41 protein-coding genes are annotated in these 24853 nt (G+C 41.2%); 36 read left to right on the top strand and 5 right to left on the bottom strand.

Annotated features, from left to right (window positions below; all coding sequences use genetic code 11):
• Positions 1-45: 45 nt before the first annotated feature.
• Positions 46-489, bottom strand: a complete 444-nt coding sequence (locus tag QUA56_RS16690) for an RNase H family protein (RefSeq protein WP_333359479.1) — start codon at positions 487-489, stop codon at positions 46-48.
• A gap of 108 nt (positions 490-597) precedes the next feature.
• Between QUA56_RS16690 and QUA56_RS16695 the strand changes: the two genes are divergently transcribed.
• Positions 598-810, top strand: coding sequence for a hypothetical protein (locus QUA56_RS16695; RefSeq protein WP_333359481.1), 213 nt, complete (start codon positions 598-600; stop codon positions 808-810).
• 304 nt (positions 811-1114) lie between these two features.
• Here the strand turns inward: QUA56_RS16695 and QUA56_RS16700 are convergent, their stop codons facing one another.
• Both QUA56_RS16700 and QUA56_RS16705 read right to left on the bottom strand, forming a co-directional pair.
• Positions 1115-1837, bottom strand: coding sequence for a hypothetical protein (locus QUA56_RS16700; RefSeq protein WP_333029265.1), 723 nt, complete (start codon positions 1835-1837; stop codon positions 1115-1117).
• Complete coding sequence (locus tag QUA56_RS16705; RefSeq protein WP_333359483.1) at positions 1837-2679, bottom strand: DNA cytosine methyltransferase; 843 nt, start codon at positions 2677-2679, stop codon at positions 1837-1839. The genes QUA56_RS16700 and QUA56_RS16705 overlap by 1 nt, the downstream gene beginning before the upstream one ends.
• A 67-nt stretch (positions 2680-2746) precedes the next feature.
• On the opposite strand from QUA56_RS16705, the gene QUA56_RS16710 reads away from it, so the two are divergent.
• The 35 genes from QUA56_RS16710 (at position 2747) to QUA56_RS16880 (ending at position 22821) form a co-directional block, all read left to right on the top strand.
• Complete coding sequence (locus QUA56_RS16710) at positions 2747-3127, top strand: hypothetical protein (protein WP_333359485.1); 381 nt, start codon at positions 2747-2749, stop codon at positions 3125-3127.
• Positions 3128-3194: 67 nt separating this feature from the next.
• Positions 3195-3596, top strand: coding sequence for a hypothetical protein (locus QUA56_RS16715; protein WP_333359488.1), 402 nt, complete (start codon positions 3195-3197; stop codon positions 3594-3596).
• 137 nt (positions 3597-3733) lie between these two features.
• Complete coding sequence (locus tag QUA56_RS16720; protein WP_333359489.1) at positions 3734-4147, top strand: hypothetical protein; 414 nt, start codon at positions 3734-3736, stop codon at positions 4145-4147.
• A gap of 41 nt (positions 4148-4188) precedes the next feature.
• Entirely contained in the window at positions 4189-4917 is a 729-nt protein-coding gene (locus tag QUA56_RS16725; protein WP_333359491.1) for a hypothetical protein, read from the top strand.
• A gap of 42 nt (positions 4918-4959) precedes the next feature.
• Positions 4960-5247 (top strand): hypothetical protein, encoded by a 288-nt coding sequence (locus QUA56_RS16730; RefSeq protein WP_333359492.1) that lies wholly within the window; start codon positions 4960-4962, stop codon positions 5245-5247.
• A 268-nt stretch (positions 5248-5515) separates the two neighbouring features.
• Positions 5516-5947: a hypothetical protein gene (locus QUA56_RS16735; protein WP_333359495.1), complete on the top strand. Its 432-nt coding sequence runs from the start codon at positions 5516-5518 to the stop codon at positions 5945-5947.
• Between the two features lie 29 nt (positions 5948-5976).
• Positions 5977-6345, top strand: a complete 369-nt coding sequence (locus tag QUA56_RS16740) for a hypothetical protein (RefSeq protein WP_333359497.1) — start codon at positions 5977-5979, stop codon at positions 6343-6345.
• A 150-nt stretch (positions 6346-6495) separates the two neighbouring features.
• Positions 6496-6861: a hypothetical protein gene (locus QUA56_RS16745; protein ID WP_333359499.1), complete on the top strand. Its 366-nt coding sequence runs from the start codon at positions 6496-6498 to the stop codon at positions 6859-6861.
• Between the two features lie 69 nt (positions 6862-6930).
• Positions 6931-7317 (top strand): hypothetical protein, encoded by a 387-nt coding sequence (locus QUA56_RS16750; protein WP_333359501.1) that lies wholly within the window; start codon positions 6931-6933, stop codon positions 7315-7317.
• A gap of 15 nt (positions 7318-7332) precedes the next feature.
• Positions 7333-7629, top strand: a complete 297-nt coding sequence (locus QUA56_RS16755; RefSeq protein ID WP_333359503.1) for a hypothetical protein — start codon at positions 7333-7335, stop codon at positions 7627-7629.
• 62 nt (positions 7630-7691) lie between these two features.
• Positions 7692-8138 carry a hypothetical protein gene (locus QUA56_RS16760; protein WP_333359505.1) on the top strand — a complete coding sequence of 149 codons (447 nt, stop codon included), beginning with the start codon at positions 7692-7694 and terminating at the stop codon, positions 8136-8138.
• A 179-nt stretch (positions 8139-8317) separates the two neighbouring features.
• Positions 8318-8704, top strand: coding sequence for a hypothetical protein (locus tag QUA56_RS16765; protein WP_333359507.1), 387 nt, complete (start codon positions 8318-8320; stop codon positions 8702-8704).
• A 157-nt stretch (positions 8705-8861) separates the two neighbouring features.
• On the top strand, positions 8862-9377 hold the full coding sequence (locus QUA56_RS16770; protein ID WP_333359509.1) for a hypothetical protein: 516 nt from the start codon (positions 8862-8864) through the stop codon (positions 9375-9377).
• Positions 9378-9535: 158 nt separating this feature from the next.
• Positions 9536-9829: a hypothetical protein gene (locus QUA56_RS16775; protein ID WP_333359511.1), complete on the top strand. Its 294-nt coding sequence runs from the start codon at positions 9536-9538 to the stop codon at positions 9827-9829.
• 186 nt (positions 9830-10015) lie between these two features.
• A complete protein-coding gene (locus tag QUA56_RS16780) occupies positions 10016-10525 on the top strand; it encodes a hypothetical protein (protein WP_333359512.1) in 510 nt (169 codons plus the stop codon).
• Between the two features lie 86 nt (positions 10526-10611).
• The gene (locus QUA56_RS16785; RefSeq protein WP_333359514.1) at positions 10612-12024 is read left to right on the top strand and encodes a phospholipase D-like domain-containing protein; all 1413 of its coding nucleotides are present in this window, start codon (positions 10612-10614) and stop codon (positions 12022-12024) included.
• Between the two features lie 109 nt (positions 12025-12133).
• Positions 12134-12739: an alpha-ketoglutarate-dependent dioxygenase AlkB gene (locus tag QUA56_RS16790; RefSeq protein ID WP_333359516.1), complete on the top strand. Its 606-nt coding sequence runs from the start codon at positions 12134-12136 to the stop codon at positions 12737-12739.
• A gap of 59 nt (positions 12740-12798) precedes the next feature.
• Positions 12799-13398, top strand: a complete 600-nt coding sequence (locus QUA56_RS16795; protein ID WP_333359518.1) for an SLOG family protein — start codon at positions 12799-12801, stop codon at positions 13396-13398.
• Positions 13399-13472: 74 nt separating this feature from the next.
• Entirely contained in the window at positions 13473-13736 is a 264-nt protein-coding gene (locus QUA56_RS16800; protein ID WP_333359520.1) for a hypothetical protein, read from the top strand.
• Positions 13737-13805: 69 nt separating this feature from the next.
• Complete coding sequence (locus QUA56_RS16805) at positions 13806-14081, top strand: hypothetical protein (RefSeq protein ID WP_333359522.1); 276 nt, start codon at positions 13806-13808, stop codon at positions 14079-14081.
• A gap of 92 nt (positions 14082-14173) precedes the next feature.
• On the top strand, positions 14174-14662 hold the full coding sequence (locus QUA56_RS16810; protein WP_333359524.1) for a hypothetical protein: 489 nt from the start codon (positions 14174-14176) through the stop codon (positions 14660-14662).
• An 82-nt stretch (positions 14663-14744) separates the two neighbouring features.
• Entirely contained in the window at positions 14745-15200 is a 456-nt protein-coding gene (locus QUA56_RS16815; protein ID WP_333359526.1) for a hypothetical protein, read from the top strand.
• 71 nt (positions 15201-15271) lie between these two features.
• The gene (locus QUA56_RS16820; RefSeq protein WP_333359528.1) at positions 15272-15733 is read left to right on the top strand and encodes a hypothetical protein; all 462 of its coding nucleotides are present in this window, start codon (positions 15272-15274) and stop codon (positions 15731-15733) included.
• 29 nt (positions 15734-15762) lie between these two features.
• Positions 15763-16662: a hypothetical protein gene (locus tag QUA56_RS16825; protein ID WP_333359530.1), complete on the top strand. Its 900-nt coding sequence runs from the start codon at positions 15763-15765 to the stop codon at positions 16660-16662.
• Positions 16663-16824: 162 nt separating this feature from the next.
• Positions 16825-17172, top strand: a complete 348-nt coding sequence (locus tag QUA56_RS16830; protein ID WP_333359532.1) for a hypothetical protein — start codon at positions 16825-16827, stop codon at positions 17170-17172.
• A gap of 47 nt (positions 17173-17219) precedes the next feature.
• The gene (locus QUA56_RS16835; RefSeq protein ID WP_333359534.1) at positions 17220-17732 is read left to right on the top strand and encodes a hypothetical protein; all 513 of its coding nucleotides are present in this window, start codon (positions 17220-17222) and stop codon (positions 17730-17732) included.
• Positions 17733-17816: 84 nt separating this feature from the next.
• Positions 17817-18770, top strand: a complete 954-nt coding sequence (locus tag QUA56_RS16840; protein WP_333359536.1) for a phage Gp37/Gp68 family protein — start codon at positions 17817-17819, stop codon at positions 18768-18770.
• A gap of 67 nt (positions 18771-18837) precedes the next feature.
• Positions 18838-19197: a hypothetical protein gene (locus QUA56_RS16845; RefSeq protein WP_333359538.1), complete on the top strand. Its 360-nt coding sequence runs from the start codon at positions 18838-18840 to the stop codon at positions 19195-19197.
• A gap of 49 nt (positions 19198-19246) precedes the next feature.
• Positions 19247-19567, top strand: a complete 321-nt coding sequence (locus QUA56_RS16850) for a hypothetical protein (protein WP_333359540.1) — start codon at positions 19247-19249, stop codon at positions 19565-19567.
• 29 nt (positions 19568-19596) lie between these two features.
• Positions 19597-19848, top strand: a complete 252-nt coding sequence (locus QUA56_RS16855; protein ID WP_333359542.1) for a hypothetical protein — start codon at positions 19597-19599, stop codon at positions 19846-19848.
• A gap of 84 nt (positions 19849-19932) precedes the next feature.
• Entirely contained in the window at positions 19933-20298 is a 366-nt protein-coding gene (locus QUA56_RS16860) for a hypothetical protein (RefSeq protein WP_333359544.1), read from the top strand.
• An 8-nt stretch (positions 20299-20306) separates the two neighbouring features.
• A complete protein-coding gene (locus QUA56_RS16865) occupies positions 20307-21224 on the top strand; it encodes a hypothetical protein (protein WP_333359546.1) in 918 nt (305 codons plus the stop codon).
• Between the two features lie 129 nt (positions 21225-21353).
• The gene (locus tag QUA56_RS16870) at positions 21354-21863 is read left to right on the top strand and encodes a thermonuclease family protein (protein ID WP_333359548.1); all 510 of its coding nucleotides are present in this window, start codon (positions 21354-21356) and stop codon (positions 21861-21863) included.
• 5 nt (positions 21864-21868) lie between these two features.
• Positions 21869-22477 (top strand): hypothetical protein, encoded by a 609-nt coding sequence (locus tag QUA56_RS16875; RefSeq protein WP_333359550.1) that lies wholly within the window; start codon positions 21869-21871, stop codon positions 22475-22477.
• An 11-nt stretch (positions 22478-22488) separates the two neighbouring features.
• Positions 22489-22821, top strand: coding sequence for a hypothetical protein (locus QUA56_RS16880; RefSeq protein WP_333359552.1), 333 nt, complete (start codon positions 22489-22491; stop codon positions 22819-22821).
• A gap of 380 nt (positions 22822-23201) precedes the next feature.
• Here the strand turns inward: QUA56_RS16880 and QUA56_RS16885 are convergent, their stop codons facing one another.
• On the bottom strand, positions 23202-23456 hold the full coding sequence (locus QUA56_RS16885) for a hypothetical protein (protein WP_333359554.1): 255 nt from the start codon (positions 23454-23456) through the stop codon (positions 23202-23204).
• A gap of 58 nt (positions 23457-23514) precedes the next feature.
• Positions 23515-24756: a hypothetical protein gene (locus QUA56_RS16890; protein ID WP_333359556.1), complete on the bottom strand. Its 1242-nt coding sequence runs from the start codon at positions 24754-24756 to the stop codon at positions 23515-23517.
• Between the last annotated feature and the right edge of the window lie 97 nt (positions 24757-24853).

The raw sequence follows: 24853 nt of genomic DNA on the forward strand, positions 1-24853 counted from the left end.
TCTGGAAAAGTTAGCTTTCCAGAGTCATAATTATAGAGCTATGCTTCAGGAATGGGATTTCTTCAAGCTTTCCTCTTTAGCAAGTCGATCGCATTCAACTAATTCAGGAGTTGAGTTCCGTGCCAACCATAGCCAGGTAATTTCATGAACTTTTGCTAAGTTATCAAGTTCTTCCCACAAATCTTGGTTGGCATTACGTTTCCAACTTTTGTTCATAGTATGAACGACATAAGTTGAATCCGAAAATAGCGTAACCGTGCAGGGCTTTTTGAGAGCTTTTAACCCTTCGATCGCTGCTGTCAGTTCCATGCGATTATTTGTTGTCGTGCTAGTTGCTCGACCACTAATTGCTTTTCTATTTGACTTACCGGGAATTGTGAGAATTGCTGCCCAACCGCCGGGTCCTGGATTTCCTGAGCAAGCGCCATCACAATGAATGTTTACTACAGGTTTTGTTTGAGTTTCTGTTGGATTTTGTACGGCAACCATAAGACTTTCACAAAAATAGACATCAAAACCTCCTAGCGAAGCAGTTTATTTGTGAGCTATTGTTACTTCTAATTTGATATAATATAGCAAATAAATTAGTAAATTAGTATGTCAGAATACACAGATTTATTGAGAGAATATGCACGGTTATCGGTCGCTAATTCGGAATTATCGATCGATAACTCGCAACTGTTAATAAATAATTTGCAGATAAAGGCAGAGAACATGAGGTTGAGGCAACAGCTAGACCACATGAACGATTTAACTAGGGAAATGTACTATGAGTTCAGACTCGATCGACCCAATGGAAAATTGAAATAAAATAATAGAGAATCCCTAGAACTGAGTGCTGGCGGGATTCTCTATATGGTTCAGTATCTAGATACTAAAGGCAATTCGTTCGTATCCACTGAAGGATTTACGCCGGAAGGTGATATAGCCCCAAAACTGTTTTACTTTGGATATGCTGTGTTTTTTCTGGTTGAGGAGCTGACTCGGCAAGGATTTACTTGTCTCCCTGACAGGTTCTTAAAACTTCTTAGTCGGAATCACAAGTTTTTGAGATATGTCCTCAAAGAATTTGAGCGGGTTTTATCCTTTTGATCCAGACACTCGAATAGTTAAATTAGTTGAGGTCAACAATATTGAGATGAACAGAGAAAACTGTTTGGGCATCTGCATAGAGTCGATCGAGTTCCGCCTGAGCCAAATATCTTTCGCTGTGGTCGGTATCATTCAGGTGGTCTGCCAGATAAGCAGCAAGGATGTAGGCATTGCTAATGACTACCATTTCTGTGTCTTGAGTCAACAAAACATCCGTGTCTGAAGTGCCGATTGCAAACATCCCATTAGCATAATCAGGATGGCTACATTTACGATGGTAAATTTTCCATTTTTTGGTCACAGGAGGTTTGAGAGTTTCAATGGTAATTCCTTCAGGGATATTCGGATCGTCCATCTTTCCCCCAGACAAGAGCCAGGGTAAAATAACTCGATTATCACCCTTGGGCATATATTGAGCGTCATCTGAATCATAGTCACCATAAACTTGGACTAAATTACGGATGAACTCTTGAGTAATGTCATCGTTGCTTTTTGAGTAACTGAAGCTGGATTTTTCTAAGAGCGAGTTTCCATTCAAAGCAACTTTCCACGCATCCAATATGCTGGCATGAACGGAGATTAGCCGATGTTGCTTCTCCTTACCTCGATCGATTTCTAGATAAACGCCATGACCGTCACTGTGATGTGATTTGTCGATGATACACTGTAGATTGAGTGTTCGACCATAACTCATCTCCAGAAACAGTCTTTCTTTCGGCTTCATCTTTCTCTTCTTTCTACCCATTAGTTTGATCTCCGAATATGTTGGTTGCTAAGTAAGTGAGCTAGGAATTGAAGACGCATCAAGGGAACTGTAGCTTGCGGAACACAGATTGATAAGCCAGCTAAAGTTACTGCTTCGGCGCGTCCGGGTGTGTACCGGGGTAATCCAATGTTTGCTGGTGGCGGATTCATTCTCCACCAGTTTTCGTAATGCACTCCAGCCAGGTAAGCGGGATTCCGAGCATCCACAGACACAGAGCTGGGTTTAATTTCTGGGTAGCTGGTAAACGACCTTGCGATCGCAAGCTGCTTTCCAACTTGGTCAAACCAGCAGCAGAAGTTTTGCCGTTCCCGGAGGCATAGGTTGTCGGCGTATCCAATGACAAACACCCTTTTCCTCTCGTGAGGCGCACCGCACTCCGACGCGCTGATAATTTCAACCTCTGTTTCAAATCCAGCCATTCTGAGAGATCCAAGAATTGTTCGTAATCCTCGATCGATAAGTCCGACAGGATTTTCAATAATGACAAACATTGGTCTGCCGATGATGATGCAGCGCAGAGCTTCAAACCACAGTCCTGATTCATTGCCTGCAAGTCCTTCTTTCTTTCCGGCTGCGGATGTATTTGTACAAGGGAAACTACAGAAAAAAACATCGGCTTTGTGTGGGATTGCGTTGTACGATCGAACATCTGAATGAATTGGGATTTCTGGAAAGTGTTCGCCTAAAACTCGCTGAGCGTATGGGTTGATTTCGATGAATTCGATCGTCTCTAATTTAATTTGAGAGTTCGAGTTTACTAATCTGCCTGCTAATTCCCAAGCTCCTATTCCGGCAAACAAATCAATACATTTCAGTTTCATATTCGTGGCTTTATTTTAATTATATCATTTACACTTCGTGTTTGGGAAGTAGTTTTGAATCAAAATTATGACTAAAATTGTAATGATTTCTGGCAGTCGATCCATCAAAGATATCAGTGCTGGATTACCATCAATCGATCGAATAATGGAGCTAAACTTTTCGGTAATTGTTGGTGATGCGGGAGGAGTTGACAAGCTAGTTCAAGAATATCTCCGCAACAGCAATTATCTGGATGTTAAGGTTTACTTTGCTCTCTGGTCGGGAAACGGGAAACCCAGAAACGTTACTGGATTTGAAACTGTAGGAATTCCAGGCAGTTATGTCGATCGGGACAAAGCAATGTGCTCAGTTTGCGATTACGGTTTAGCTCTGTGGGACGGCATCAGTCGCGGAACCAAAGACAATATTGATCGAACTGAAGGCAAAACTAAAATCATCCGAATTTGAGGTAGTTGAAGTTTTGGGTGAGGTGTGCTTCGCAATGGGGGAGTGTTGTTTCTCCCTCGTAATTGCCATGACTATTACTGTAGAAAAGTTTGATTTCGCCAAATTTACCACTGAAAAAGTCAAGTTTGCGATCGATATTGACTCCGAAGTTTTCAATGTATCTGAAGGTGTAAACAATCTGTATGACCAACTAGATAATTCTCCCCTGTGGCGAGGTAAGTTTTCTGTGGAAGAGTATCGGCAAATGCTATGGCAACAAATCCAACAGCATTTACCGAAGTATTTCCGCAAAGGACTAAAAGGTTTCTATGAGCCTTATTTAGTTTCTGATTCAGATATCTTTAGAGCGATTATGGAATTAGCTGAAGCTTACCGAGATAAAGGTAGATTGAAGTTGATTTATATTTCCGATCGTTCCCATGCTGAACTTATTGCCAGATGCGTTGATTATTTGGCAAATCAGATATAGCAATTACGTTAGCCTAGAAACTCAGTATTTCTAGGCTAACGTAGTTTGTTGGTTAAGTGCTTCGCAATCAGGAAACGACTAACAAAACACTACTTTTAATATCAAGAATAATCATGTCATAAATTCATATTAATCCCATGAGCATTTTTCCTTACGATGTCAACAGACGAGAAGGAACCTATTTCGTAGCTTGCGGGCGCGTAGCGCATCGAAACGGTAAGCGAGTTGATGATAACCTTCTCAAAAATCATTACTGCGTTGGTTATGAAGGGAAAGAATTTGCATTATCTACTTGGTCAAGAAAGCAGAGTAAGGGATTAATTAACATAGCAACTTTCTTTGAGGGTAAAACAGCCCAAGAAAAACGTCAGATTCTGTGGAATCAATTTGAAACCCGAACAGTTAATAGACGCATCATTCGTTTTTGTGAAAGAGTTAGAGAGGAGCCTTTATTTCTTTGGTATGTGAGTTCTTATGATTTACCTACTGCTCAATTCATCAAAAGATTCTTGGAATGGTATTGGTCAGAATACCCGATAATCAACAGTTAAAAACTGCTATACTCTAACTAAGTTAGTTAGAGTATAGCCTCATGTTTACAACACAATCTCCTGAGAAACCCGCAATAAAAGTAACAGAATTAGCCCCAGATTATGAAGTGAATTATAAAACTGGGTACATTGGATTTCTCAACAAAGGAACAGATTTAACGTCTCTGGGAATTGCTTACTTCACGGGTTGGGATAGGATGAGTGACATTCACGTAACTCATACGCTGATAGTCACAGGTGAGGATGAGTGTATTGAAGCGGACATGGTAAATAACACAGTCAAGCTTTGCACCCTCAGCAAATACTTCAATGACCCTAACTGTCAAATCTTCTTCCGTAAACCAATATTTTTCAACGATGCGGTAGGCTATTCGATCGCACACAAAGCCAGTTTGGAAGTCGGCAAACAATACGATTTCGGCGCAATCTTGACCCAAGGACTCTCAGGCAGTTTCCCTGGGCGGATGCTCGATCGGCTGCTGACCGGAAAGCTGGAGGAACTGTTAAGCAATATGCTTGAGCATCCTGAGAAATGGATATGCAGCGAACTTGTAGCTTATGCTCTGGATGAGCAGCCACTTTACCGAGATAAAGGCATCCTCAAACGGCCTAACTCTACCATCAGCCCTCAAGAACTTTTCCAGGATACCGAAATCTTTGCACCCTGGAAAAAATCTGAACCCTCAGAAACAGTAACAGAAACAGAAACAGTAACCGTAACAAAAACGGTAACAGAAACAGATTCAGAAACAGACCTAATCTGTAAGTAAGAGTAGCTGAGGTTAACGGTAAAAACGCTTTGCGGTAAGGACATGAGTTCTTCCGCAATGAGTTTTGACATGACTTTAGTTACAGTTACACCAACAGGAAAGAAGGTAGTCGCCCCAATTTCCCGCCCACACTGGTCTGAATTTGATTTGCCAGTTAGCCAAAATTTAGTTTGGCGAGGCGGTGTCTATATTTGCGTGGATGGTAGGAAGGAATATTATTTTTCTTGCGAACTCCCGCTTTGTGTCAACGGCGATGCGCTATCGCGCCCGCAAGCTACGCATCCAGGTAGGTTTTGCTTATTTCACCGTTTGCGGGACAGTCAGAGTTAAGTCGATCATTTCTTCAGCAACAATTGCTCAATATTTTGAGTATATTGTCGAAACTGAACAAGGAACTGAAGAAAAACTTCTGTCCTGGGAAATCGACAGCCGTGATTTTATTAGTATTTTATGGTAACTTCTAGCTCTGAAACAGGAACCGCATAGCCAAAGGTTTCTGTTTCCCAATGCTCATGTAACGGTCATGTAACAGTCATGTGCGCGTTATGCACAGATACAGGTACAGGCTATGTAGGTGAGTTAAATTCAAGAAAGAGAAATGAAAATACTTCGTTTTGGGGATTTGATGTTATTCCCAAAACGAATGGAAAACTTATCACTCTTTTACTGGATTGTGAAAAACAATTTCCCCGAAGCTGATTTCTGGCTGATTAATAAAGGTAGCAAGCATAAGTTAGGTAAGCCAGTTAAGGAATTTCAGCCTTACCTCACAGGCATCAAATGTCCAGCATTAGTTTTGCCAGATTACGGTTTCTATCTGTGTCTGCACCTTCAACAGCAAGGAGTGTGGCAACAGTATTCGCAAGGTCCATTAAATCTTCAGCATCTTCGCCTCAAGTATATCAAAGAGGTTTTCCGATCGATAGGTAATCAGCACAGGATTCAACATCAAGCTCGTTTCAAGTCGTTTGTTCCATCTCCTGTGCCTGTCACTTCAGTAGAAAGAGAAGAGGTCTATGCTTCGCTGTAAAGTGATGCTGAAATAACAAGATTACTGAAATGGAAAGAATTAATTTCGGTGGAATTCAAGCTGAGGTGTTGGCGTTGTCTCCGCACCACGGCTGTTTTATTTTCCGATTATCCGATCGGATCGCTGTCAAGGGCATTTACACAAGCCGATTTACTTGGGATGAAACAACGGACAATCTCGCAGGTTTTCTATCAGAGCGGTTTGTCCTATATGTGGGAGTGCACACCTACGACGAAGCTGAACTTATTAAAGACACAATCACCAAAGCTGGCGGAACTCCCGATGAGGATGTCTCTTTTGCCAAACTTGTCTGTGGCTATCCCTATCAGGTGAGAGCGATCGGACTACAACCTGAGTATCTTCTCCAAACTCTACAGCATTTTCCTCATCCTGCTTAGCTACAAAAACATTAACAATCCTAGAAACAATCCTAGAAACAATCACAGAAACAATCACAGAAACAAAATTAAGAAACTGTTTCCAAGGTTTGTTAATGTTTTGCTTCGCTTTGAAGTGTTGAGTTATTTACTTAGTAAGGAATCTTGGTCATGGAAACAGTCAATTTTGCAGGTGTTGAAGGTGAAGTAGTGGAAACATCACCGCACGGTAGTTACGTTGTAGTAAGATTGAGCGATCGAATCACGATTGTCGGCACAATTAATAATCAAATCAATTGGCAAGAAATGCCGGATGCTGCTTCAGGATTTGAATCTTTCATCACGTACATAGGGATTCGATCGAAAACTGAGGCTACTACATATCTAAACTTGGTAGCTACAGTTGGCGGCTACACACTCAAGACAGAAGCTGAACCCAGAAAAGCCAAGCGGATTAAAGATTTCCCATTTGAAATCAAGGTACGCGGGTTAACTCCTGAGTTTGTTGCTGAAGTAATTCGTTGCAAGAAAAAGTAGCTAACTAAATGTAAGTTTCTCTTCAATAGTGAGGAGAAACTTACACTATCCAATTCACACATAATTCAAATGACTGACAAAATAGTTTACGATGTGGTTCAACGATTTGAAGTTGTTGACGGTGTACCCCAATTAATTTCTACCCAAATTAAAAGCATTGAAGGTGGAACGAGTTTGTTTTGTATGGCAGAGTATTGGATAGGAAAGAATACCAAGTTACTGCCTTTCAATAAACAGCAATACGTTGCTTACAAGAACAAAGGCGATAAAAGATATCAACTGGTGCTAACTCCTCGACTCAGTTTTCTTCAGGTAGCATTTCCGTCGTCTAGTCTTAGTGGCAAAGTCCAGTTTGAAACAGAATACGATTCGCTATTTCCTTACGCACTCAGGGTGGCGATCGATAACAAAGAAAGTCTCATTCAGCTTTTAGAAGATATTTTCCCGCGCAAGTAACAGGAGAACAGAAACATGATGCAACTAGATACACAAACTGAACAGAAAACCCTACGCCTACGTGATGCGTTCCGTGTGTTCGCATGGGAGGTGTTTGAGACAAATCCTCAGATTCGTGAAGATTTAAACCAGCGTTACACCAGATTCTACAGTCGCTGGAGACAGAGTAAGATTCGATCGATGGATTTGAGTCAACTTACTCAATTAGCAACAGAAAGAGGTTTCTCAGTCGAACAACTGTTGACGATCAGAGAATGTTATTACTCGATTGCACAACCTTATCCGCCAGAAATCTTTCTGAGTAAGGATTAGTTCACGTTTATTGCATAGTACCGAAACTGCACAATTAAGGGTTATTTTTCTAAGTTTTAAACTTGCCGATCGATAGTTTGTCGGCAAGTTTAAATTCGAGTACGGAAAGTCTTAGCAACTTAGAGCGCTTCGCGGTGAGAGTGCGAGTAAATTTACCCGTAATTGAAATGAAAAAGAAAATAGCAGTTTCTAATCCTAGCCGTGCGTCTTACAGAGAGTTTGGAATTAACTATCGAGTAGGTCGTTATTGTCGTTTTGAAGAAGGAGTTTGGGTACATAATGATGGTGAAGGTGATACCTATTTCTCTTGTGAAATCCCTCTCTGTCGCAACGGTGACAGATTGGAGTTTCAAGGTTTTTACACTACTACTTACGGAGACAATTACAGCAGGATAGAAGAAATGAAGCTGTCTTCAGGACCTTATATGGTTTTTGAGTTCATGTGGGAAGACGAAGACGGTAACATTCAAACTGGATATGCAGATAACTTTGAATCTGCTACTTGGTAAAGTTTATCCCGGAGCTTTTCGGGATTTTCTTTTGCCTCAATTACGATCGCGTTCTAGTTCTGCCAAATTCAATTTAATAGGAAACTTTCCCAGAAAAATATCGGTGAGGGCGCTTCGCGATAGAGAGTTGAGGTAGATTTTCTATCTTTTCCACAATCCATTATCAAAGGAATTTCATCATGGCTATTACTTTTATGTCCAAGACTGCTAAAAAGCGTAGTTTGTTAATTGATGCACTTCGTATTCTTGCATGGGAAGAGTACAAAGCTACTAACAAAGAAGAACTCAAGAATCTTGAATATGGCGGTTATGCGATATTCGATGCAGAGTGGAAAGTTGAAGACATTCATGACAAAACTTACGAAGAACTTCTCGCTTTTGCTAAAAGTCTAGAGTTTTCCGAAGCAGAATTGTTGGGCATTCGATCGAAATACTATGCCAATAAAACTACGGCTGCTGCTGGGAAATCCAACAGAACATCAAATGGCAATAGTAATGGCAATGGTAATGTCAATGACAATACTTACTCTCAGCAAGAAGAGTACGATGCTACCGATGCTTTCTAGCCTGAATTAGCTCATATAGATGGTGGAGAGTTTGTACTTTCCATCATCTATCCATCATCTATCCATCAATCTAAAGAGAAGAACCTACAGAAGTTTTTTCGTTGGGTCGCTTCGCGATAAAGAATTGAGTAAATATTGTAGTTAGGAGCCTAGTATCATGGAAAAGATGAAGAAAGTTATCCCCAATCTCTCTGAATTTAAAGAGTATTTGAGAGGTTTAGTTGCAGAAATGGAATATAGTCACAGTAGTTTGACCAATAAAAGGTTAGAACTTTGGTTATTTAATAAAGTCCATCTTGGGAACGGACAAGTCAGCCTTGGGTTTTATGACGAAAGGTTGTATCAACTTTGCCAGAGGCTTTATCCAGGCTGTGATATAGGTTTGTTGACTTATCATGGCAAGGAAAGAGGTGGTAGTTGTGGATTGATTGCCGATCATCGCGATCATGGCTATGCACAACCGATCGCAGTTTCCCTAAATATTGGCATTGCAGAATTTGTCGTTGATGGCAAAACCTGTGTGTTAGATGACGGTGAAATTGTGAAGTTTAATTGTAAGCAACTGCATTCTGTCCCTCGCATCATGAGTGAGGAAAGATTTAGTTTAGTGTTGTGGCAATTGAACCAAACCAAAGGTTATCGATCGCAAATGATAGAGCCGATCGAATGGTAAAATAAGAGTTAAATATTTTAGAGTAATCTAAAGTATTTAACTCTTATTTCCTAATTTGTTAAAGAAAGAAGCAACCGCAAAGTTAACCGTTTTGTAGGGCTTCGCCATAAGGGATTGATTTAGAAATTTCGTTTGTGTACTTTACCTAGAGGCTTATTATGGCTATTACAATCTTGACCAAATCCGAGAAAGAAGCTGCTAACTTGCGGGATGCTATTCGGATCATGGCTTGGGGACAATTCAAGTCTGAGAATGATACGGATCTCAAAGGCTTAGATTTGTACGAGCTTTTCAAAGTTGAATGGCTAGAGTACAAAATCCATTCAATGAAACTGCCAGAAATCCTGGAATTCGTCAAACAGTTTGGATATTCAACTGAAGAATTGTTGCAAATTCGTGCTGAATATTATGCAAACAAGAAAGAATATGCCAATAGAAATGACGAATTTTAGTTTCGTAGCTTGCGATTAAATCGAAGCGATCGAACTTAAATCTAGAAAAGCCTCAGTGTCTGTAATGGATGCTGGGGCTTTTTGAATAATTAAGAAAAGAAGCAATTGAAGTTTGTTGGTGAGGGCGCTTCGCGATAAGAGAGTGAGCTGTAAATACAGCTCACTGTCGTTATTCAGGTATTTCTCATGGCTAATTTAGTTGAATCTTTGGTATCGATCGTAATTGCTGGTGAATTAGCAGCAGTAGCAATGTTGGGTGGAACAGCATTGATAGGTTATGCAAAAGTTACAGCAGCTCATGTTCAGTTAGTTCAAACAGCGAAACAAAGTAGATATGACGCAATCGTAAATTATGGCGAAGTTAGAAGTGTAGCCATCTATACAGGTGATAAGCCAGCAATCGCAGAGTGTTTGAGCGGAGTTTGTGGAACTAAAATTCCATTACCTAGCGGTGTAGATATCAAATCTACTTTTAGAGGTATTGATGCGAAAGTTGCAGGCAAAGCAGGCAGCAATGTAGCAACCTTGATTAGTTGGAGTAGTGAAACCAACAGCGGAATCGGTGGCAGTTATGGCCAGCATGGAACGATTGTGTTTAGCCACCCCTGGACAAGAAAGAAATTTTGTTTAGTTAGAGGCGGAGCTCATGGCAATCTGGGCGAAGTTGTAATCAAGCAAGATAAGGATTGTAAATAGCAAAGCCAAAGCAGAAGAAAATCTCTAGCACCCGCTAGAGATTTTTTTTTAGACCCACACAAATATTACTCATCAACCAAAAAATCATGAACAAGAAAATTGTCGGTTTAGCAGTTTTAATTCTCGCTGGTTTTGCTTCCTGTCACTTCGTCAAACCAAAATCAACCGAAGAAATTCCCGCAGCTCCAGTCATCAAAGCATTGCCTCAAGATCCATCACTTCAGGTTTATTTCAATCAATCTCAGACTTCTAGCTATACCGACCCTTATCGTCAGGTCACTCGATCGGGACATGACTTAGAACAGCTCATGGTCTATTCCATCAACAGCGCTCGTGAAAGTATCGATGTCGCAGTTCAAGAGTTACGTTTGCCTCGGATAGCGCAAGCTCTAGCGCATCGTCATCGGTCAGGCATCAAAGTTCGAGTCATTATCGAAAATCTCTACAATCGTCCCATTGCTCTTTCTGCCTCACAGATGACAGCATTGCCCAAAAGAGAACGCGATCGCTATGCCGAACTGGTTAACCTTGCCGATACCAATAAAGATGGTTCGCTGTCAGATGCGGAAATCTCCACCGGTGATGCTCTGGCGATCGTCCGTGAAGCAGGAATCCCGATAATTGACGATACGGCGGATGGCAGTAAAGGCAGTGGATTGATGCACCACAAGTTCATTATCATTGATGGGAAAACTCTCATCGTCACTTCAGCGAACTTCACGACCAGCGATATTCACGGTGATTTTAAGAGCGCCGAAAGTCGGGGAAATCCCAACAATCTGCTGAAACTCCAGAGCCCTGAATTGGCAAAAGTGTTTAATGAAGAGTTCAGCATCATGTGGGGCGACGGGCCCGGTGGAAAGCCAGACAGCAAGTTTGGCGTGAAGAAACCGATTCGCCCGATCGCCAGAGTTCGAGTTGGCGGCGCGATCGTCGCGGTTCAGTTCTCGCCGGCGACCGCGAAAACTCCCTGGCAGCAGACACCGAACGGATTAATCGATCGGACTTTAGCAAACGCATCCAAGTCCGTTAATCTGGCGCTGTTTGTCTTTTCTGCCCAGCAGTTGGCAGACACACTGGAAACAAAATCTCGAACCGGAGTCGGTATCAGAGCTTTGGTTGATTCCAGTTTTGTTTATCGACCGTACAGCGAAGCGATGGACATGATGGGAGTTAGCTTGCTTGAAGGCTGTCAGCTCGAAGTCGAAAATCGACCCTGGAGTCAGCCACTGGCGACGGTCGGGATGCCAAAACTTCCGCAGGGCGATCGACTGCATCACAAGTTCGGTGTTGTTGATGGAGCGACAGTCATCACCGGTTCTCACAATTGGAGTGAAGCCGCCAACCGGGCAAATGATGAAACGCTGTTGGTTATGGAAAGTGCCACGGTCGGCGCTCACTTCGAGCAAGAATTCGATCGGCTCTATCAAGGCGCAATCCTCGGTCTGCCCCAGCGCATCAAGCAGAAGATGGATTCCCGTAAATCTGAATGCAAGTAGACAAGTCTCCAGCCCGTGCTGGAGATTTTTCTATTTAGCGCTTTGCGTTAATGAGTTGATTCTTGTACCAACATACCAAGTCCGCACAGGCGGACTCTAAGCAAAAATTATGCTGCACCTCAAAAACTATTTCTCTGTTTCTGAACAACAAAATCTCGTTGAAATTACTCGAAATATAGCCAGAACCAACGGCGGGATGATAATTCCCGTGATGCCGTCTGGTCTGAAATTCCACTGTAGCCAAACCAGTTGCGGAATAGTTGGCTGGCTATCCGATCGAAAAGGCTATCGTTACTCAGCCATCAATCCAGTAAATAATCAGCCATTCTCCGCAATGCCGACAGAGTTGATAGAAATTGCTCAAAGTTTAGCCAAATTAGTTGGTGAGTTGGATTACGAACCCGAAACCTGCTTAATCAACTTTTATCCAGCCACCGACAAAAGTAAATTAGGTTTGCATCAAGATAACACCGAACCCAACCTCAAACCCTGCATCATTTCAATATCTCTAGGCGACGATTGCAGTTTTGTCATCGGCAGCAACCGCAGTCGCAAAGACCCACTAGACGGCATCCTCTTACGATCGGGCGATGTTGTTATTCTCCACGGTGACAGCCGTTTAGCCTATCACGGAGTCCAAAGAATCCTACCCAAAACTTCCAATTTACTCAAGAATAACGGAAGATTAAACTTGACAATTCGACAAGTTTATTAGCCAAAAAAATAAGTAATGCTTCGCCATGAGTTGTTGATTCTTTTTCAGGTAAACGACTCATGGCAGCAAGCAATATTCCTGCTTTAGCACAACGAATCAATCGGACTCTCAATCGCGAAACTCAGTACAATTTTTCTGAACCTTTTGAGCCAAAAGAATACAACACAGCGATGATTACCGGGCATCGCTCTATTGGTCTAAGTTACAGGATACAAATCGACAAACTTATCATGATGGCAGTTAACCAAGGTGTCAAAAAGTTTTTTACTGGCATGGCACTTGGTGTAGATCAAGTAGCTGCTGAAATTTTCATTTACCATAAATTGAAATGGACAGCGGTACTGCCCTGCGCTGACCAACATCTTTTGTGGAAACCTCGTCAGCAAACTCATTACAAAAAGTTGCTGGCACAAGCAACCGAGCAAGTCTGCCTTTACAAGAATTACAGTCCAGGTGTCATGCAGGCTCGGAATGCTTGGATGGTCAGGCGATCGGATATCTGCTTAGCTGTCTTCAACGGCGATCCTCATGGTATCGGGGGCGGAACTGCTACTACTTTCAACCTGGCTAAAGAGAAGAATTTGCTCATTTATCAGTACGTTCCCTCTGGTGAGTATCACATCATTGAACCTACTCATCAACAGTTAAGCCTGTTCTAGTTGTTTTTCATCGCGCATCTCCCCCTTATCAAGGGGGACATCTTACCAACCACAAATTTAACCACAAACTCAAAATGAAGAAAAAAGTAGTTATTGCTCATATTCACAGTCGTATCGCCAAACTTGCCAAGAGTGCGATCAAACGTGGAGACATTACCAGTTGCGATCGCATCTCCGATGGCTCTTATTTGATCAAGCGAATTGACCAGACTGACCGACCACAGACTACCAAATACACTACTGTCGCTGCTGCGAGTCTCCTTCATCTTCTGAATTCCTATGCTTTAGCCAATCCCACATCAGAAACAGAAACAGTAGCAAAAACAGAAACAGTTTAGAAATCATTGAGAAACAGAAACAAAATAATGCTTCGCTGCGAGGGAGTGATGTTCCGTTTCTGTTTCTCAATGAAAGAATTTACCGATCGATACGAGAAGCAACAAACTTGGTTAGAAGAGGATATCTATTATCTTTCAAAAATTGAAAAAATACTAGATGTTGAAGCGATCGTACAAACACTTAAATTGCGCTGCATCTGCGACTGTCAGATGCACGACGATTCTGATGTCAAATTAGCGTTTGTGCGCTGGTTTAAAGCCAAAGTCGAACACATGAGCAACGATATTTACAGCGTCGTTGAAGGTGAAGCTAAGGTTTTCCGAATTAATTTGCCTTCCCTCTAAGCCCAAAAGAAATCCAAACAAAAGTACCCCTCGTTACGGCTTCGCCGAGGGGTACTGATTCCTACTCTATTACTCTGTCAAAGGTAACAAATATGTCCATCCAATCTTTTACTACTCTAGCACAAACTGTTCAAAAATTAGCAATCCATTCTAATCTTGATTGTGAAACAGTTGAAACTTTAATTCCTGAGAAAGCAGCATACCGGATGCTGTTTGAAGCGATCGGCAAACTTATCAATCTGGATGAAATCGTCGATCGGCTTCAGGCGTTGGATTGTCAGCAGTGCAGTTTATTTACGCCTGACCAAGTTAAGTTTGCTTTCCTCAAATGGATTGAAAATCATGTTGAGTCGATCGAAATGCAGCCTGAATGGTTCATCAACCAAGATTTCAAGCATTTCGATCGACATCTGCCGTTTGACGATCTGCAAGAAGCAATAGAGTTACGAGAGTACGACGTTGAAGCTGTTTATGAAGAAATCGGCAATGCTCACGAAGCTGGATTGTTTGATAATTCTAGCCTTGAAGATGAGTTTACTGGCACTCCACAACAAGCTGCCATAAACGCTCTTAGTTGGTAGCAAATCAACACAGAAAAAGCGGTTAGCGTAGGACTAACCGCTTTTAGATTCAGTTTAGGTATTTCCACCCAACAATCATAACATGAAACACCTCAAAAGACTTGCTGAAATTCGCAATAAAATTGAAAGATTAAAAGTTGAAGCTGATGCGATCGAACCAGATGCTATTCTCGAAGGTTTCGAGATAATGGAATCTGAAAAGTCTCGCAAAAACGTTGTCTATAACGACGACAATGCCAAAATCGTTATCCAACTCCGCACTCGCTACGATGACAAAAACCTTACCGTTACCCGATTGGACGAAGACATTAATCGCGAATACGATAAACTGTGTCGATCGAACGCAACTGCCATCGAAAACAGCGAATCTTACATCAACGATATCAAAGAAATGCTTGCAGAAGCAGAAACAAAACATGAAGCGCTTCTCACTTCTCCGTACTTGGAAACGTTACGAAAACAGCGGGCGATCGCAATCAATAAAACTGAGCATAAAGTGCCAGGATTAGCGGTTTATGTTCACTACTTAAAGCGCTAAAATAATCCTAAAGCGATACTTTGAAAAGTGCTTCGCTTTAGGATGTTGATTTCTTTTCAAGTATTTCTACAATGACAATAATCACAATCAATGAATCTAGTTTTCAGGTACAGCCCTTTGTCCGATACAAAGAAAATCGAGTCAAAGGACACTTCAGCTTAGTAGAAGGTCAAAAATTTCCTTCCCTGAATATGGCGATCGTAAAGATAAATAGCCTAACCTTGACGCTCGATTCGGTACTTGCCCGCTTACCAATAAAAGAAATCTGGGGATTTGTCCTCAACGACTCTGGCGGGACGCTTTCAACTTTGCTCACGTTAAAGCATGATTTACCACCGATCGAACCTGGGAAAATCTATGAATTAGATTTTCTGCCGTTTAAGAGTGACATAGGGAAAGGCTTCATGCTAAACGCTTTTTCTCGGAATCCAATGACTGATGCCGAAAAGTATGCTTTAGAAGTTGCTGACGATATCCTCAACTCTGAAATAGATTTTTGTCATGATGAAAGATTGAACCAAGTAGTCATTTAACTTGGCAGTTTGTCATTGCTTTGCCAGTGTTGAAAGCAATAGCAAGGCAATCGCAAGCTGCGGTAAAGTTAATAGATAGATCCAAAGCAATCGTAGTGCTTCGCTTTAAGGTTTTGATCCTTTTTTTACCATTGGTAGAAACAGAAACAGAAACAAAAACAAAAACAGAAACTCATCTCAAACACTTACTCAGAATTAAAACCATGAACGTAATAATGATGGACGGATTTGCATTCAGAATTCCTGGTATCCCTAGCCGATATCGCGCATCTTGCGGTAAAGATTTCGGTTGCTTCGTAACAGGCGATACCAAAGGTATGAATGTCAGTAAAGCTGAAAAAGCGGGCTTGACCCGTGGTGACTTTGTAGAAATGGCAATTTGTGCGATCGATAACAAAACGCTGACATTTGAACCTCATTACATCAATGAGCAATTTACCGAAGTCTGGGGCATCCCAGTCGGTGGTGAAATGAAAATTCAATTTCACGAAAAGTGCTCTGAACTCTCAACTTTCTTGATTCATCGCCAATCTCAGGACAGGATGAAAGGACTGATTGAGGTATTTAGTCGCCAAGCTTTCAATTCTTGGGTTGAAGAAGGTATGCAGGGCGACCACAATGAGTATTTGACCAACAAAGGATCTGAAGCTCTGTTTACTAATATTTTCCGCTTTCAACTGACGCTGACAGAGGGTAAACATGGGCCATTCCACTATGTTGCAACTACTATTCGTCCTCCTTCCAGTCCTCTTGAAGAAGCAGCTATGAAAGTTGTCCGTCAGATTCATGAGATGAAACAATCCGGGATTGATTACTGTAGCGACCCTCGCTTAGTTGAAAATCAGCAGATGTGTTTGGGAGGTGCAACAGCTCCAGTTGCAAATCTTGCTGTTCCAGTAGCAGAAACTAAGCAGCTCAAAGGTAAATAATTCTTAAAATTGGGGAGGACACGCTTTTTCTGAAGTGTTGCCCTTCCCAATTTTAAAATATTTGCTTACGATCGCGCCTCGCCCGTGTTACGAACTGACCCGACCTACTCGATTTTCACTCAAACTCTATCAACTCGATCTCTATCAAAGAAAGGTAATCTGATGCTGAAAACAATCAAAGTAACTAGCGCCACAGGTAATGAACAGCACATTATTAAGTTGTTCAAGGAATATGTAATAGATTTTCTCAAAAAAACTGTTGCCGAAGAAAACGGTCAACAACTTTTACGTCAGTTTCAAAAATCTGACTGGGAATGGATAACAAATTCCTCTCCCGCTGAATTAGTCGAAACAGTATCTTGGGCGTGGCACAGTCGAGCGAACGGGGATGGAGCCGATGGAGATTGCACTATCTATCTTAAGTCTGACCAAGCCATCCGAAGCCACACCACAGAAACATTCCTTGAAGGTAATGCCGTCTACAACGTGGAAATTACCATAGTCACTTAATTTCGCGCTTCTCATACACACACACTGAGAAAAACACATGAGCAATTATGGGTCAAACAAAAGCTGGTGCAATCAAAGTTAATGCGAATAAATTGGGAATTTCTGTAGAAGAATATAATCAAAAAGTTGAATCAGGTCTAAAGAACTGTTTCCGCTGTAAACAATGGCTAAGCTTAGACTTGTTTCGTAGTGATAAAAGTCGGTACGATGAGAAAAATCCTAGCTGTACTAAATGCAGAAACGCTTACTGTCGTTCAAGGCATAAAAGCATTCCCAAAGAATTACGAAAACCACTAGGTCCTCCACCCAGTCCTTGTAGGGATGGTGATAAACGCCAAGCTAGGGCAAGAGTTAATCACCGCATAAAAGCCGGAAAGTTACCACATCCAAATAGTTTAGCTTGTGTTGATTGCAATCATTTCGGTTCTGACAAACGACATGAGTATGACCATTATAAAGGTTATGCTGGAATTCATCATTTAGAAGTTGAATGCGTTTGTACTTCTTGTCATGGAAAACGAGAAAAACAACGGCATGATTCTCAACAAGCTACAGAGTAAACTTTTCACATACAGGGGATAACTAAGCAGAATCTATATCTGCTTGGTTATTCACTTTCACAAAACATAAAATGGACAAAAATAATGAGCAAAACTAAAATAGAATGGAGCGACTATAGCTGGAATCCCTTAGTGGGATGCTCAAAAATAAGTGCTGGATGCAGTCGATGTTATGCTGCTGAAGCTGCGAAGTCTGCACGATTACAACAATTCTCTCAGTACCAAAAAGTTAAAGATTGGGACGGTACAATCGAATTTGTCGAAAACCAATTACTAAAACCGCTGTCGTGGAATTCACCCAAAAAAGTGTTTGTTTGTTCAATGTCTGACATCTTTCACGCAAATGTCAAAGATGAATGGTTGGACAGAATTTTTGCAGTAATGGCACTCGCATCACAACATACTTTTCAAATCCTGACCAAGCGCCCAGAACGATTGAGACCTTACTTACAACAGGGTGCTAAGCAACGCATCAGGCGCGGTGCTGTTGACTTGGGGCGATCGCTAAATTTAACACCGGAACGTTACGAGCCTTACGAAACCTGTGAGTTTGATTGGCCACTGTCTAATATTTGGCTGGGAACTTCAACCGAGAATCAGAAAGCTGCGGACGATCGAATCCCATCACTTTTGCAGATCCCGGCATCCGTTCGGTTTCTGAGCTGTGAACCGCTGTTAGAGTCGATCGACTTGCGGAAGTACCTTGGGATTTGCTCTGGCTGTCAGAGTTGCGAGTTTCAAGGCGGGCATCGGATTGGTTTGTCGAGGCTGAATTTGGTAATTGTCGGCGGAGAGTCTGGTACTGGTGCTCGTCCCTGTAACATTGATTCGATTCGTTCTCTAGTCCAACAATGCCAACAATCCGAAACTGCTGTATTTGTGAAGCAGCTTGGCTCCAATCCAATAATGACTGCTTGCTATATCGACGGTGTAGCAGCAACACATCAAAAACTTAAACTTGCCGATCGCAAAGGTGGAGATATCAACGAGTTTCCTGAAGATTTGCAAGTGAGGGAATTTCCTCAATATTTTTCGTAGGGGCTTCGCCATAAGGGATTGAGCGCGAGTTCGCTCCTTGTAAAGTTGTAAGTTTTGGAGAGTTAAAATGCCGATTCGCATTCCCAAGAAAAATGAAAAGTTTCCTGAGCCTGAGCCTGAGTCTGCTTCTACTTCTGATTCTGGCTTTAATGCAGAATCAATGTTTAAAAGGTTAACAGCTAAACTTCGCTGGGAAAAAGAACATATTGAGCCTGAATTAGGTAAATTGTTCCCTTCCTATGACGACAAATGTTATATCTTTCTAACACCTCACTGTGATGAAGAATATGTAGGAGAAGGTTATGGCTTTTACCACTCTCGTATGGAAGAATACGATGAGATTGGTCGGCGTTTGGCTAAGCTATGGTCGATCGACCAAGAAACAGAAGAAAGAAAAGTAAATCACTACAGTCGTGGTGCTAGGTAGCCAATAAGTAATGCTTCGCTGTATGGGAGTGACTTTTTCGATAACTAATATGTCACTCCCCTATCTCAGAAAAATCGACGATTCCAATGATTCTTTCATCCATCCTTCAGCGATTCTCTACGATCGACCAGCGGTAAGATTAGCTAATCGACTACGTTGGGATAGATTGAATATTGAACCAGAACTACAAAGACTTTTTCGCTATTACCGTAACACCTGTTCTCTTGCAGACCGAACCCAGGGATTTGAAGCGGCTAAGTCTCCCGAAACTTACGCTGAAATCGGTCAATTGTTAGCCGAGATGTGGTCGATCGATCAACTTACAGAAGTCAAACAACTGAATTGTTACAGTCCTGGAGCTTCGCTGTAGAGCGGTAGTCTTTAGCTAACCGTTGACCAATGCAAACTCAGACTTTAGAACTTTTAGGACAAAACAGCCAGCAACAGTATGAAAAACTGACAGCGAAAATGTTGTTTGAGAGAGACAATATTGAGCCATTTTTAGGCTCAACCTTATTCCCTTATTACAGCCACTACTGCGTTATCTCGGTATTTGGCATCAACTACTCTCACTATCAGTTTGGAATTTTTGACAGCGGTTGCCATTCCGATCGGTACGATCGAATCGGAATGCTTTTGAAAAGAATCTAAAAAGCTAGAAAAATTGACTGTTACATCGCGTTTGTAACAGTCAATTGACTCAAAACACCAACTCAATTAATTGTACCTAAATTTATGCAAGTATTTCTTACTGGAACCGAAAGACTCAAGGAATTGAACGAAGAAATGCGGACGCGAATTCACAATATCACAAAGCTAAATGCTACTATCTTAATTGGAAACTATCCCGGTTTTGACCAACTAGCTTTAGCATTTCTAAATATTCTGGAATATCCCAACGTTAAAGTTTATGAAACTGGAAGCGGTCTGAGTTTTGGCTATCCAATCATTAATGTAGGTCGATATCCACGTCAAGATATTGAAATGAGTCAATCGGCAGATTATATGTTGGCAGTCCACGACGGTCTAAGTTATGGAGTTAAAGCCAACTTAAGACGGATGCCAGCAAACAAAACTCGAATCATTTACGTTAACATTTGAAATCAATCATGAAGCTAAAATCAATCATTTTTGACGAAAAAAATCCTAATCGCGATCGCAGCCTGAAAATTATTGAGGCAGTTGATAAAGCTTTAATCAAAAAAATCAGAGACGATCGTACTTACAAAATGCCCCCAAACTACATCAATTGGCATACTTTGAGCGGAATTATTTTGGTAGCTTTGTCAAGTTGCGGTTCCGAATATGCGAAAGTTGACATTTCGGCATTTATTCATAGCTACCGAACAGCTCTTTGGTTTATCAAAGATAGTCCTCTTTATTGCTTGACTGAGCAATTGATAGAAGCATTCGATCAAACCGATTCTCTTTATAAACCTGGCATCCTTAGAGCTTGGCAACCATCATTACCTACTTTTGTTTTAGCAATTCCTAAAGGATTTATCTACACACCGGACGGCGGTGAAGTCGATTATCTCACAGTTTATTGTGTCGATCGTGAACATCCCGAGTGGAATTCCGGTAGTTGGAAAAATATTCAAATTAAACCATTTTCGCTAGAACACGATCGATATTTCCAGATTTGCACTGTAGATTCTCTAGAAACTGTTTGGACTTCTGGAACTGCGGTCAAAGCTGACGGTACTTTGATTTACGATGAAAATGAAAACGTTGGCAGGCATATTATCTCAACTGAAGATAAAGTATTTCTTCAACGGATCAGAAATTTGGTAATCAATGTACTGTTGACTTTGGAATTTTTACCGTCATTATTGACGACTGTAACTGACTCTGAAATCAAAACTAAAAACAAGGGATTTATGCCGATTGATCGGAATTCATCTAATGCAAGATATCCCCGATGGTTAGGCAAAAACTATCAAAAAAACTCGGTATTATCCGCAGAAAGAGGAACTCATAACTCTCCGTGTAGTCACTGGAGACAAGGACATTGGAGGGTGTTATAATCGGGTGAAGGTAAGCGCTGGAGAGACAGTAAGCGACTTTGGATTCAACCTGTTTGGGCTAAATCACAATAGCAGTTGTTGGGCCTCGAAAGTAAATTACAATAATAAAATACTTTTGAGGCTGCACTAATGATTACTCCAGTAACTGCATATAACTGTTTTTCTAAGTTTGTATTTGATGGTGATACTTTAACGCTAGATTTTAGAGGTGCTGAACTAAGAGTAAGACTGCGATGGATAGATACTCCTGAAGCTCAAAAACCTGGACAAAATAGCACAGACCCAAGAATACTGAAACACTGGGAATGGGCGCAAAACGCAAAACTTGCATTGATTAATTTGGTGAAAGAAAGAGCAATCATTGCGATTCCGATCGAGAAAGACCAATTCGATCGCTGGATTTGTGACTGTTATCTTGAGAAAATATCAGCAGCCACCAATATTCAAATCCTTCAATGCAAAAGCGGAATGGGAGTAAGTTTCCTTCCCTTTAATCGCTTTGCTTACAATACCCGCGAGCTGACTATACTCCGAGGAATTATTACCGAAACTGCCAGCGCTAATCGTAAGAAATTAGGGCTTTGGTCAGAACCAGACCTAATTCTTCCTAATGAATTCAAGAAATTAAGTTTATCCTGAAAACTATGAAATTAGCTGAAAAAATTGTTAAGTATATGAAAGCCAAAAATTACCAATTGGCTACACGAGCGGGAGAAAAAAACATAATTTATATGGAAGGGATGGACCCGGACGGAACCCTCAATGCCGATACTCCAAATCATTTCAATGATGCCCGACTGCTTTTAGTTTTTTATGATGGATTGCCCAAGATCGAAGGTGCTTGGGAAGCAACAACCGAACCGGGCTACTACTACACTGACAATCCGATGAACCCTAACGGTGCCGCTAGAATTGCCTTTGGGCAGTATCGAGCTTGGCAAGTCGGCCTTCATGGTTACTCTCACCCGCATGAAGCTCTTATCCAGGTTGCGCCTGTCAAGGTGTACCGGGATTGGAACCGGGACATGATGAGGACAGGGGATGCGATCGATGAAGGTTACTTCGGCATAAATCAGCACCACGGTTGGGGACACCCTAAGAACGACATTCACACCGCCGGAGCTGGATGTTTTGTAGGTCGTGATCCTGACGAACACTTTGATTTTATGGATCGCGTCAAATCTGACCCACGGTATATTGCTGACCCAAATTTTGTATTTCCAACAACTATTATTCCAGGTGACAAACTCTAATTTATGGGAAAATGAAGCAAGAAACTCTTGATTATATTGCTAGCTCGATCGGTATTATTGCAACCATCTCAACTTACATTTTTTGGCTAGCATCTCGACAAATTAAGGTTGATTTAGTCTACAAAATCGACAAGTTTTGCCACAATTTTAGTAAAAAGCACGAAAGCGATACCATATCTACTGCGTTTAAATTACGGCGCTGGCAAGATGCCAATAAACTTCGTTCTTTAACTTTGGAGTGTCGAATCGAAGCAATTGAAAAAAAGTTAGAGATGGATTCATGCAATATTATCCAAGCGATCGAAGAACAATTTGATGATGAAGATATAAATTTAAATGGGTGAAAACCATGACACTAAATTTCCGAAACCCAACTGTTAACCAATTAGATTTTTTATCAACTGCTTTGGGAGCGATCGCAGGGATAGCATAATTACTTATTGCTTGCAAACGTATTAGCAATGAAGATGGTCAACTCATTGCTGGCTTAGCAATTATTGCTTGGGGCTTTTTTAGTAATAAGCCACCTCGCATTTCTAGAATCAGACAATATCATCAACCAGAACATCCTGAATTACTAGATAAACTGAGAGAGTAATAGTATAACTAAGACTCCTACCAAAATACCTAGTAAAAAAAATAAAATTGCTAACTGATCCATAAGTTTCATAGTAAAATCACAACTTAAATGATTTTACTATGAGATTTATTGTTTGGTTATAAATTACGGATTATTATTGATTTTCTCCGCTACAACCTTCAATGTTACTGCTGAACCCGCAGCCAATCCTACAATTACCCCAGCGGTAAAAGTATCTTTTGGATCGGCCGAATTGTTTTTGTTTAATTCTTGACTTGCCTGATGCGCGTCCTCTCTTAACTCTTGCATTACATCGGGGACAATTTCAGCAGTTGCTAGTATGGCTGTGGTCAGCGTTCCTGCAATAAACAAAGATTCGCTGGGTGTTGGTTTACGCATTTTTTGTCTCCTATTTTTTGTTGAATGGATGAACGATCGAATTAACGATTGATTGGAATTACCTCTTTTCCAAGTAATCCTTGAATCTAGCTATCAGTGAAGGTGTGCCATATTTCATTACTATGTAATAGAAACACTTTTTACCTACATCTGAATAACTTCGAGGCTTCCTTCTCCCCTGGGTGAAACCCAAACCGATTTGTATGAGTTTGCTGGCACTTGTATATTTATCGGATAATTCCAAAATGCGCTCAAAAAATGCTGTTTCTGACTCGTTTGGGAGTAATCTTGCGAAATCTTCGGCATCCCAGATAACTGGATAATCCTCTCTGTGTAAGGCTTTAGGAGTTATCTCGTCTCTGATAGGGTTATCAAAGGTTGATAATTCTTCAACTGAATTATCTGGCGAATTATCTGGTAAATTATCCGAGTTGGGATTGGTTTGCGATCGATATAATTCTATTTGTCGATCGAGTTGTTCGGGTGTGGATTCAGCTAACCAATAATCCCATGATACCTTTTGATTTAATGCCCGATTGAGTTTATCAACGTCCGATTCTGCCTCTGATTCTACTTCAGTTTCTGTGGCTTGTAAACTAAGTTTGTCATCAGATTTATTGTCACTTTCTGATCTGCCGATAACTTGACTCTGAGATTCACTGTTTTCTAGAGAAAAGCCATTAAATAACTCATAAACCCATTCAGGACGTATCCAGTACGGCAGAATAGAAATAGGCAAGTCTTTGATGCACTCTCCGTCTTCATCTTTGATACCAGAAATGGTTCCTTTAAACAATGGTTGTAATTTGCTATTCGATCGTAACTGAAGTTTAATTACTCCTGAATTAACTGATTTACTGAAACCCTCACCACCGCCGAAAGCAGCATTAGTATCATTGTGAGCAATGAACACAGGCGCTTCTTTGGCTTTCCGAGGGTCGCCAACAACTTTTCGAGTTAGTTTGCTAGCAGGTTCCGCTGTACCTTCTTCAAAGCCATATTGTGTCATCTCATCAAAGATAGAGGTTAGCCAATCATCCTTCAAAGTTCGGACTTTGAATCGATCGTACATGGCGTTAAGTTGTTGACCAACTTCCTCAAAGTTTTGATTTGCGCCATAGCCGGGAACTCCCAACTTTACCAAAGTTTTCCAGCACTCATCATGGTTTTGATGAAAGTGAGGGTCAGCGATCGAGATGATTTTGTGACCATATAAATAATGCCGGCACAGTGCTAAAAAAGCTGCAAAGTAACTTTTAAAGCTACCCATATCCCCATAAATTAGGAGGGGTTTGTGCATCAGTTGCTCAATCCATCCGTCAGGGCGAACGCATCTAAATTGTATGTTAGCAGAACCTGGTATATTGGAGAATGATTATTGAGTACCTACCAAATAT

This window comes from Microcoleus sp. N3A4 (genome assembly GCF_036701805.1).
Classification (GTDB): Bacteria; Cyanobacteriota; Cyanobacteriia; order Cyanobacteriales; family Microcoleaceae; genus Microcoleus.

What these genes read in the sequence shown, in the direction of transcription:
- QUA56_RS16885 (WP_333359554.1), bottom strand. Translation starts at nt 23,456, where the DNA reads ATGCGTAAACCAACACCCAGCGAATCTTTGTTTATTGCAGGAACGCTG.
- QUA56_RS16865 (WP_333359546.1), top strand. Translation starts at nt 20,307, where the DNA reads ATGAAGCTAAAATCAATCATTTTTGACGAAAAAAATCCTAATCGCGAT.
- QUA56_RS16890 (WP_333359556.1), bottom strand. Translation starts at nt 24,756, where the DNA reads ATGCACAAACCCCTCCTAATTTATGGGGATATGGGTAGCTTTAAAAGT.
- QUA56_RS16820 (WP_333359528.1), top strand. Translation starts at nt 15,272, where the DNA reads ATGACAATAATCACAATCAATGAATCTAGTTTTCAGGTACAGCCCTTT.
- QUA56_RS16755 (WP_333359503.1), top strand. Translation starts at nt 7,333, where the DNA reads ATGATGCAACTAGATACACAAACTGAACAGAAAACCCTACGCCTACGT.
- QUA56_RS16875 (WP_333359550.1), top strand. Translation starts at nt 21,869, where the DNA reads ATGAAATTAGCTGAAAAAATTGTTAAGTATATGAAAGCCAAAAATTAC.
- QUA56_RS16710 (WP_333359485.1), top strand. Translation starts at nt 2,747, where the DNA reads ATGACTAAAATTGTAATGATTTCTGGCAGTCGATCCATCAAAGATATC.
- QUA56_RS16750 (WP_333359501.1), top strand. Translation starts at nt 6,931, where the DNA reads ATGACTGACAAAATAGTTTACGATGTGGTTCAACGATTTGAAGTTGTT.
- QUA56_RS16850 (WP_333359540.1), top strand. Translation starts at nt 19,247, where the DNA reads ATGTCACTCCCCTATCTCAGAAAAATCGACGATTCCAATGATTCTTTC.
- QUA56_RS16695 (WP_333359481.1), top strand. Translation starts at nt 598, where the DNA reads ATGTCAGAATACACAGATTTATTGAGAGAATATGCACGGTTATCGGTC.
- QUA56_RS16740 (WP_333359497.1), top strand. Translation starts at nt 5,977, where the DNA reads ATGGAAAGAATTAATTTCGGTGGAATTCAAGCTGAGGTGTTGGCGTTG.
- QUA56_RS16765 (WP_333359507.1), top strand. Translation starts at nt 8,318, where the DNA reads ATGGCTATTACTTTTATGTCCAAGACTGCTAAAAAGCGTAGTTTGTTA.
- QUA56_RS16840 (WP_333359536.1), top strand. Translation starts at nt 17,817, where the DNA reads ATGAGCAAAACTAAAATAGAATGGAGCGACTATAGCTGGAATCCCTTA.
- QUA56_RS16785 (WP_333359514.1), top strand. Translation starts at nt 10,612, where the DNA reads ATGAACAAGAAAATTGTCGGTTTAGCAGTTTTAATTCTCGCTGGTTTT.
- QUA56_RS16830 (WP_333359532.1), top strand. Translation starts at nt 16,825, where the DNA reads ATGCTGAAAACAATCAAAGTAACTAGCGCCACAGGTAATGAACAGCAC.
- QUA56_RS16870 (WP_333359548.1), top strand. Translation starts at nt 21,354, where the DNA reads ATGATTACTCCAGTAACTGCATATAACTGTTTTTCTAAGTTTGTATTT.
- QUA56_RS16845 (WP_333359538.1), top strand. Translation starts at nt 18,838, where the DNA reads ATGCCGATTCGCATTCCCAAGAAAAATGAAAAGTTTCCTGAGCCTGAG.
- QUA56_RS16800 (WP_333359520.1), top strand. Translation starts at nt 13,473, where the DNA reads ATGAAGAAAAAAGTAGTTATTGCTCATATTCACAGTCGTATCGCCAAA.
- QUA56_RS16880 (WP_333359552.1), top strand. Translation starts at nt 22,489, where the DNA reads ATGAAGCAAGAAACTCTTGATTATATTGCTAGCTCGATCGGTATTATT.
- QUA56_RS16720 (WP_333359489.1), top strand. Translation starts at nt 3,734, where the DNA reads ATGAGCATTTTTCCTTACGATGTCAACAGACGAGAAGGAACCTATTTC.
- QUA56_RS16770 (WP_333359509.1), top strand. Translation starts at nt 8,862, where the DNA reads ATGGAAAAGATGAAGAAAGTTATCCCCAATCTCTCTGAATTTAAAGAG.
- QUA56_RS16810 (WP_333359524.1), top strand. Translation starts at nt 14,174, where the DNA reads ATGTCCATCCAATCTTTTACTACTCTAGCACAAACTGTTCAAAAATTA.
- QUA56_RS16860 (WP_333359544.1), top strand. Translation starts at nt 19,933, where the DNA reads ATGCAAGTATTTCTTACTGGAACCGAAAGACTCAAGGAATTGAACGAA.
- QUA56_RS16700 (WP_333029265.1), bottom strand. Translation starts at nt 1,837, where the DNA reads ATGGGTAGAAAGAAGAGAAAGATGAAGCCGAAAGAAAGACTGTTTCTG.
- QUA56_RS16835 (WP_333359534.1), top strand. Translation starts at nt 17,220, where the DNA reads ATGGGTCAAACAAAAGCTGGTGCAATCAAAGTTAATGCGAATAAATTG.
- QUA56_RS16730 (WP_333359492.1), top strand. Translation starts at nt 4,960, where the DNA reads ATGAGTTCTTCCGCAATGAGTTTTGACATGACTTTAGTTACAGTTACA.
- QUA56_RS16745 (WP_333359499.1), top strand. Translation starts at nt 6,496, where the DNA reads ATGGAAACAGTCAATTTTGCAGGTGTTGAAGGTGAAGTAGTGGAAACA.
- QUA56_RS16780 (WP_333359512.1), top strand. Translation starts at nt 10,016, where the DNA reads ATGGCTAATTTAGTTGAATCTTTGGTATCGATCGTAATTGCTGGTGAA.
- QUA56_RS16705 (WP_333359483.1), bottom strand. Translation starts at nt 2,679, where the DNA reads ATGAAACTGAAATGTATTGATTTGTTTGCCGGAATAGGAGCTTGGGAA.
- QUA56_RS16735 (WP_333359495.1), top strand. Translation starts at nt 5,516, where the DNA reads ATGAAAATACTTCGTTTTGGGGATTTGATGTTATTCCCAAAACGAATG.
- QUA56_RS16815 (WP_333359526.1), top strand. Translation starts at nt 14,745, where the DNA reads ATGAAACACCTCAAAAGACTTGCTGAAATTCGCAATAAAATTGAAAGA.
- QUA56_RS16805 (WP_333359522.1), top strand. Translation starts at nt 13,806, where the DNA reads ATGAAAGAATTTACCGATCGATACGAGAAGCAACAAACTTGGTTAGAA.
- QUA56_RS16775 (WP_333359511.1), top strand. Translation starts at nt 9,536, where the DNA reads ATGGCTATTACAATCTTGACCAAATCCGAGAAAGAAGCTGCTAACTTG.
- QUA56_RS16790 (WP_333359516.1), top strand. Translation starts at nt 12,134, where the DNA reads ATGCTGCACCTCAAAAACTATTTCTCTGTTTCTGAACAACAAAATCTC.
- QUA56_RS16725 (WP_333359491.1), top strand. Translation starts at nt 4,189, where the DNA reads ATGTTTACAACACAATCTCCTGAGAAACCCGCAATAAAAGTAACAGAA.
- QUA56_RS16690 (WP_333359479.1), bottom strand. Translation starts at nt 489, where the DNA reads ATGGTTGCCGTACAAAATCCAACAGAAACTCAAACAAAACCTGTAGTA.
- QUA56_RS16855 (WP_333359542.1), top strand. Translation starts at nt 19,597, where the DNA reads ATGCAAACTCAGACTTTAGAACTTTTAGGACAAAACAGCCAGCAACAG.
- QUA56_RS16795 (WP_333359518.1), top strand. Translation starts at nt 12,799, where the DNA reads ATGGCAGCAAGCAATATTCCTGCTTTAGCACAACGAATCAATCGGACT.
- QUA56_RS16715 (WP_333359488.1), top strand. Translation starts at nt 3,195, where the DNA reads ATGACTATTACTGTAGAAAAGTTTGATTTCGCCAAATTTACCACTGAA.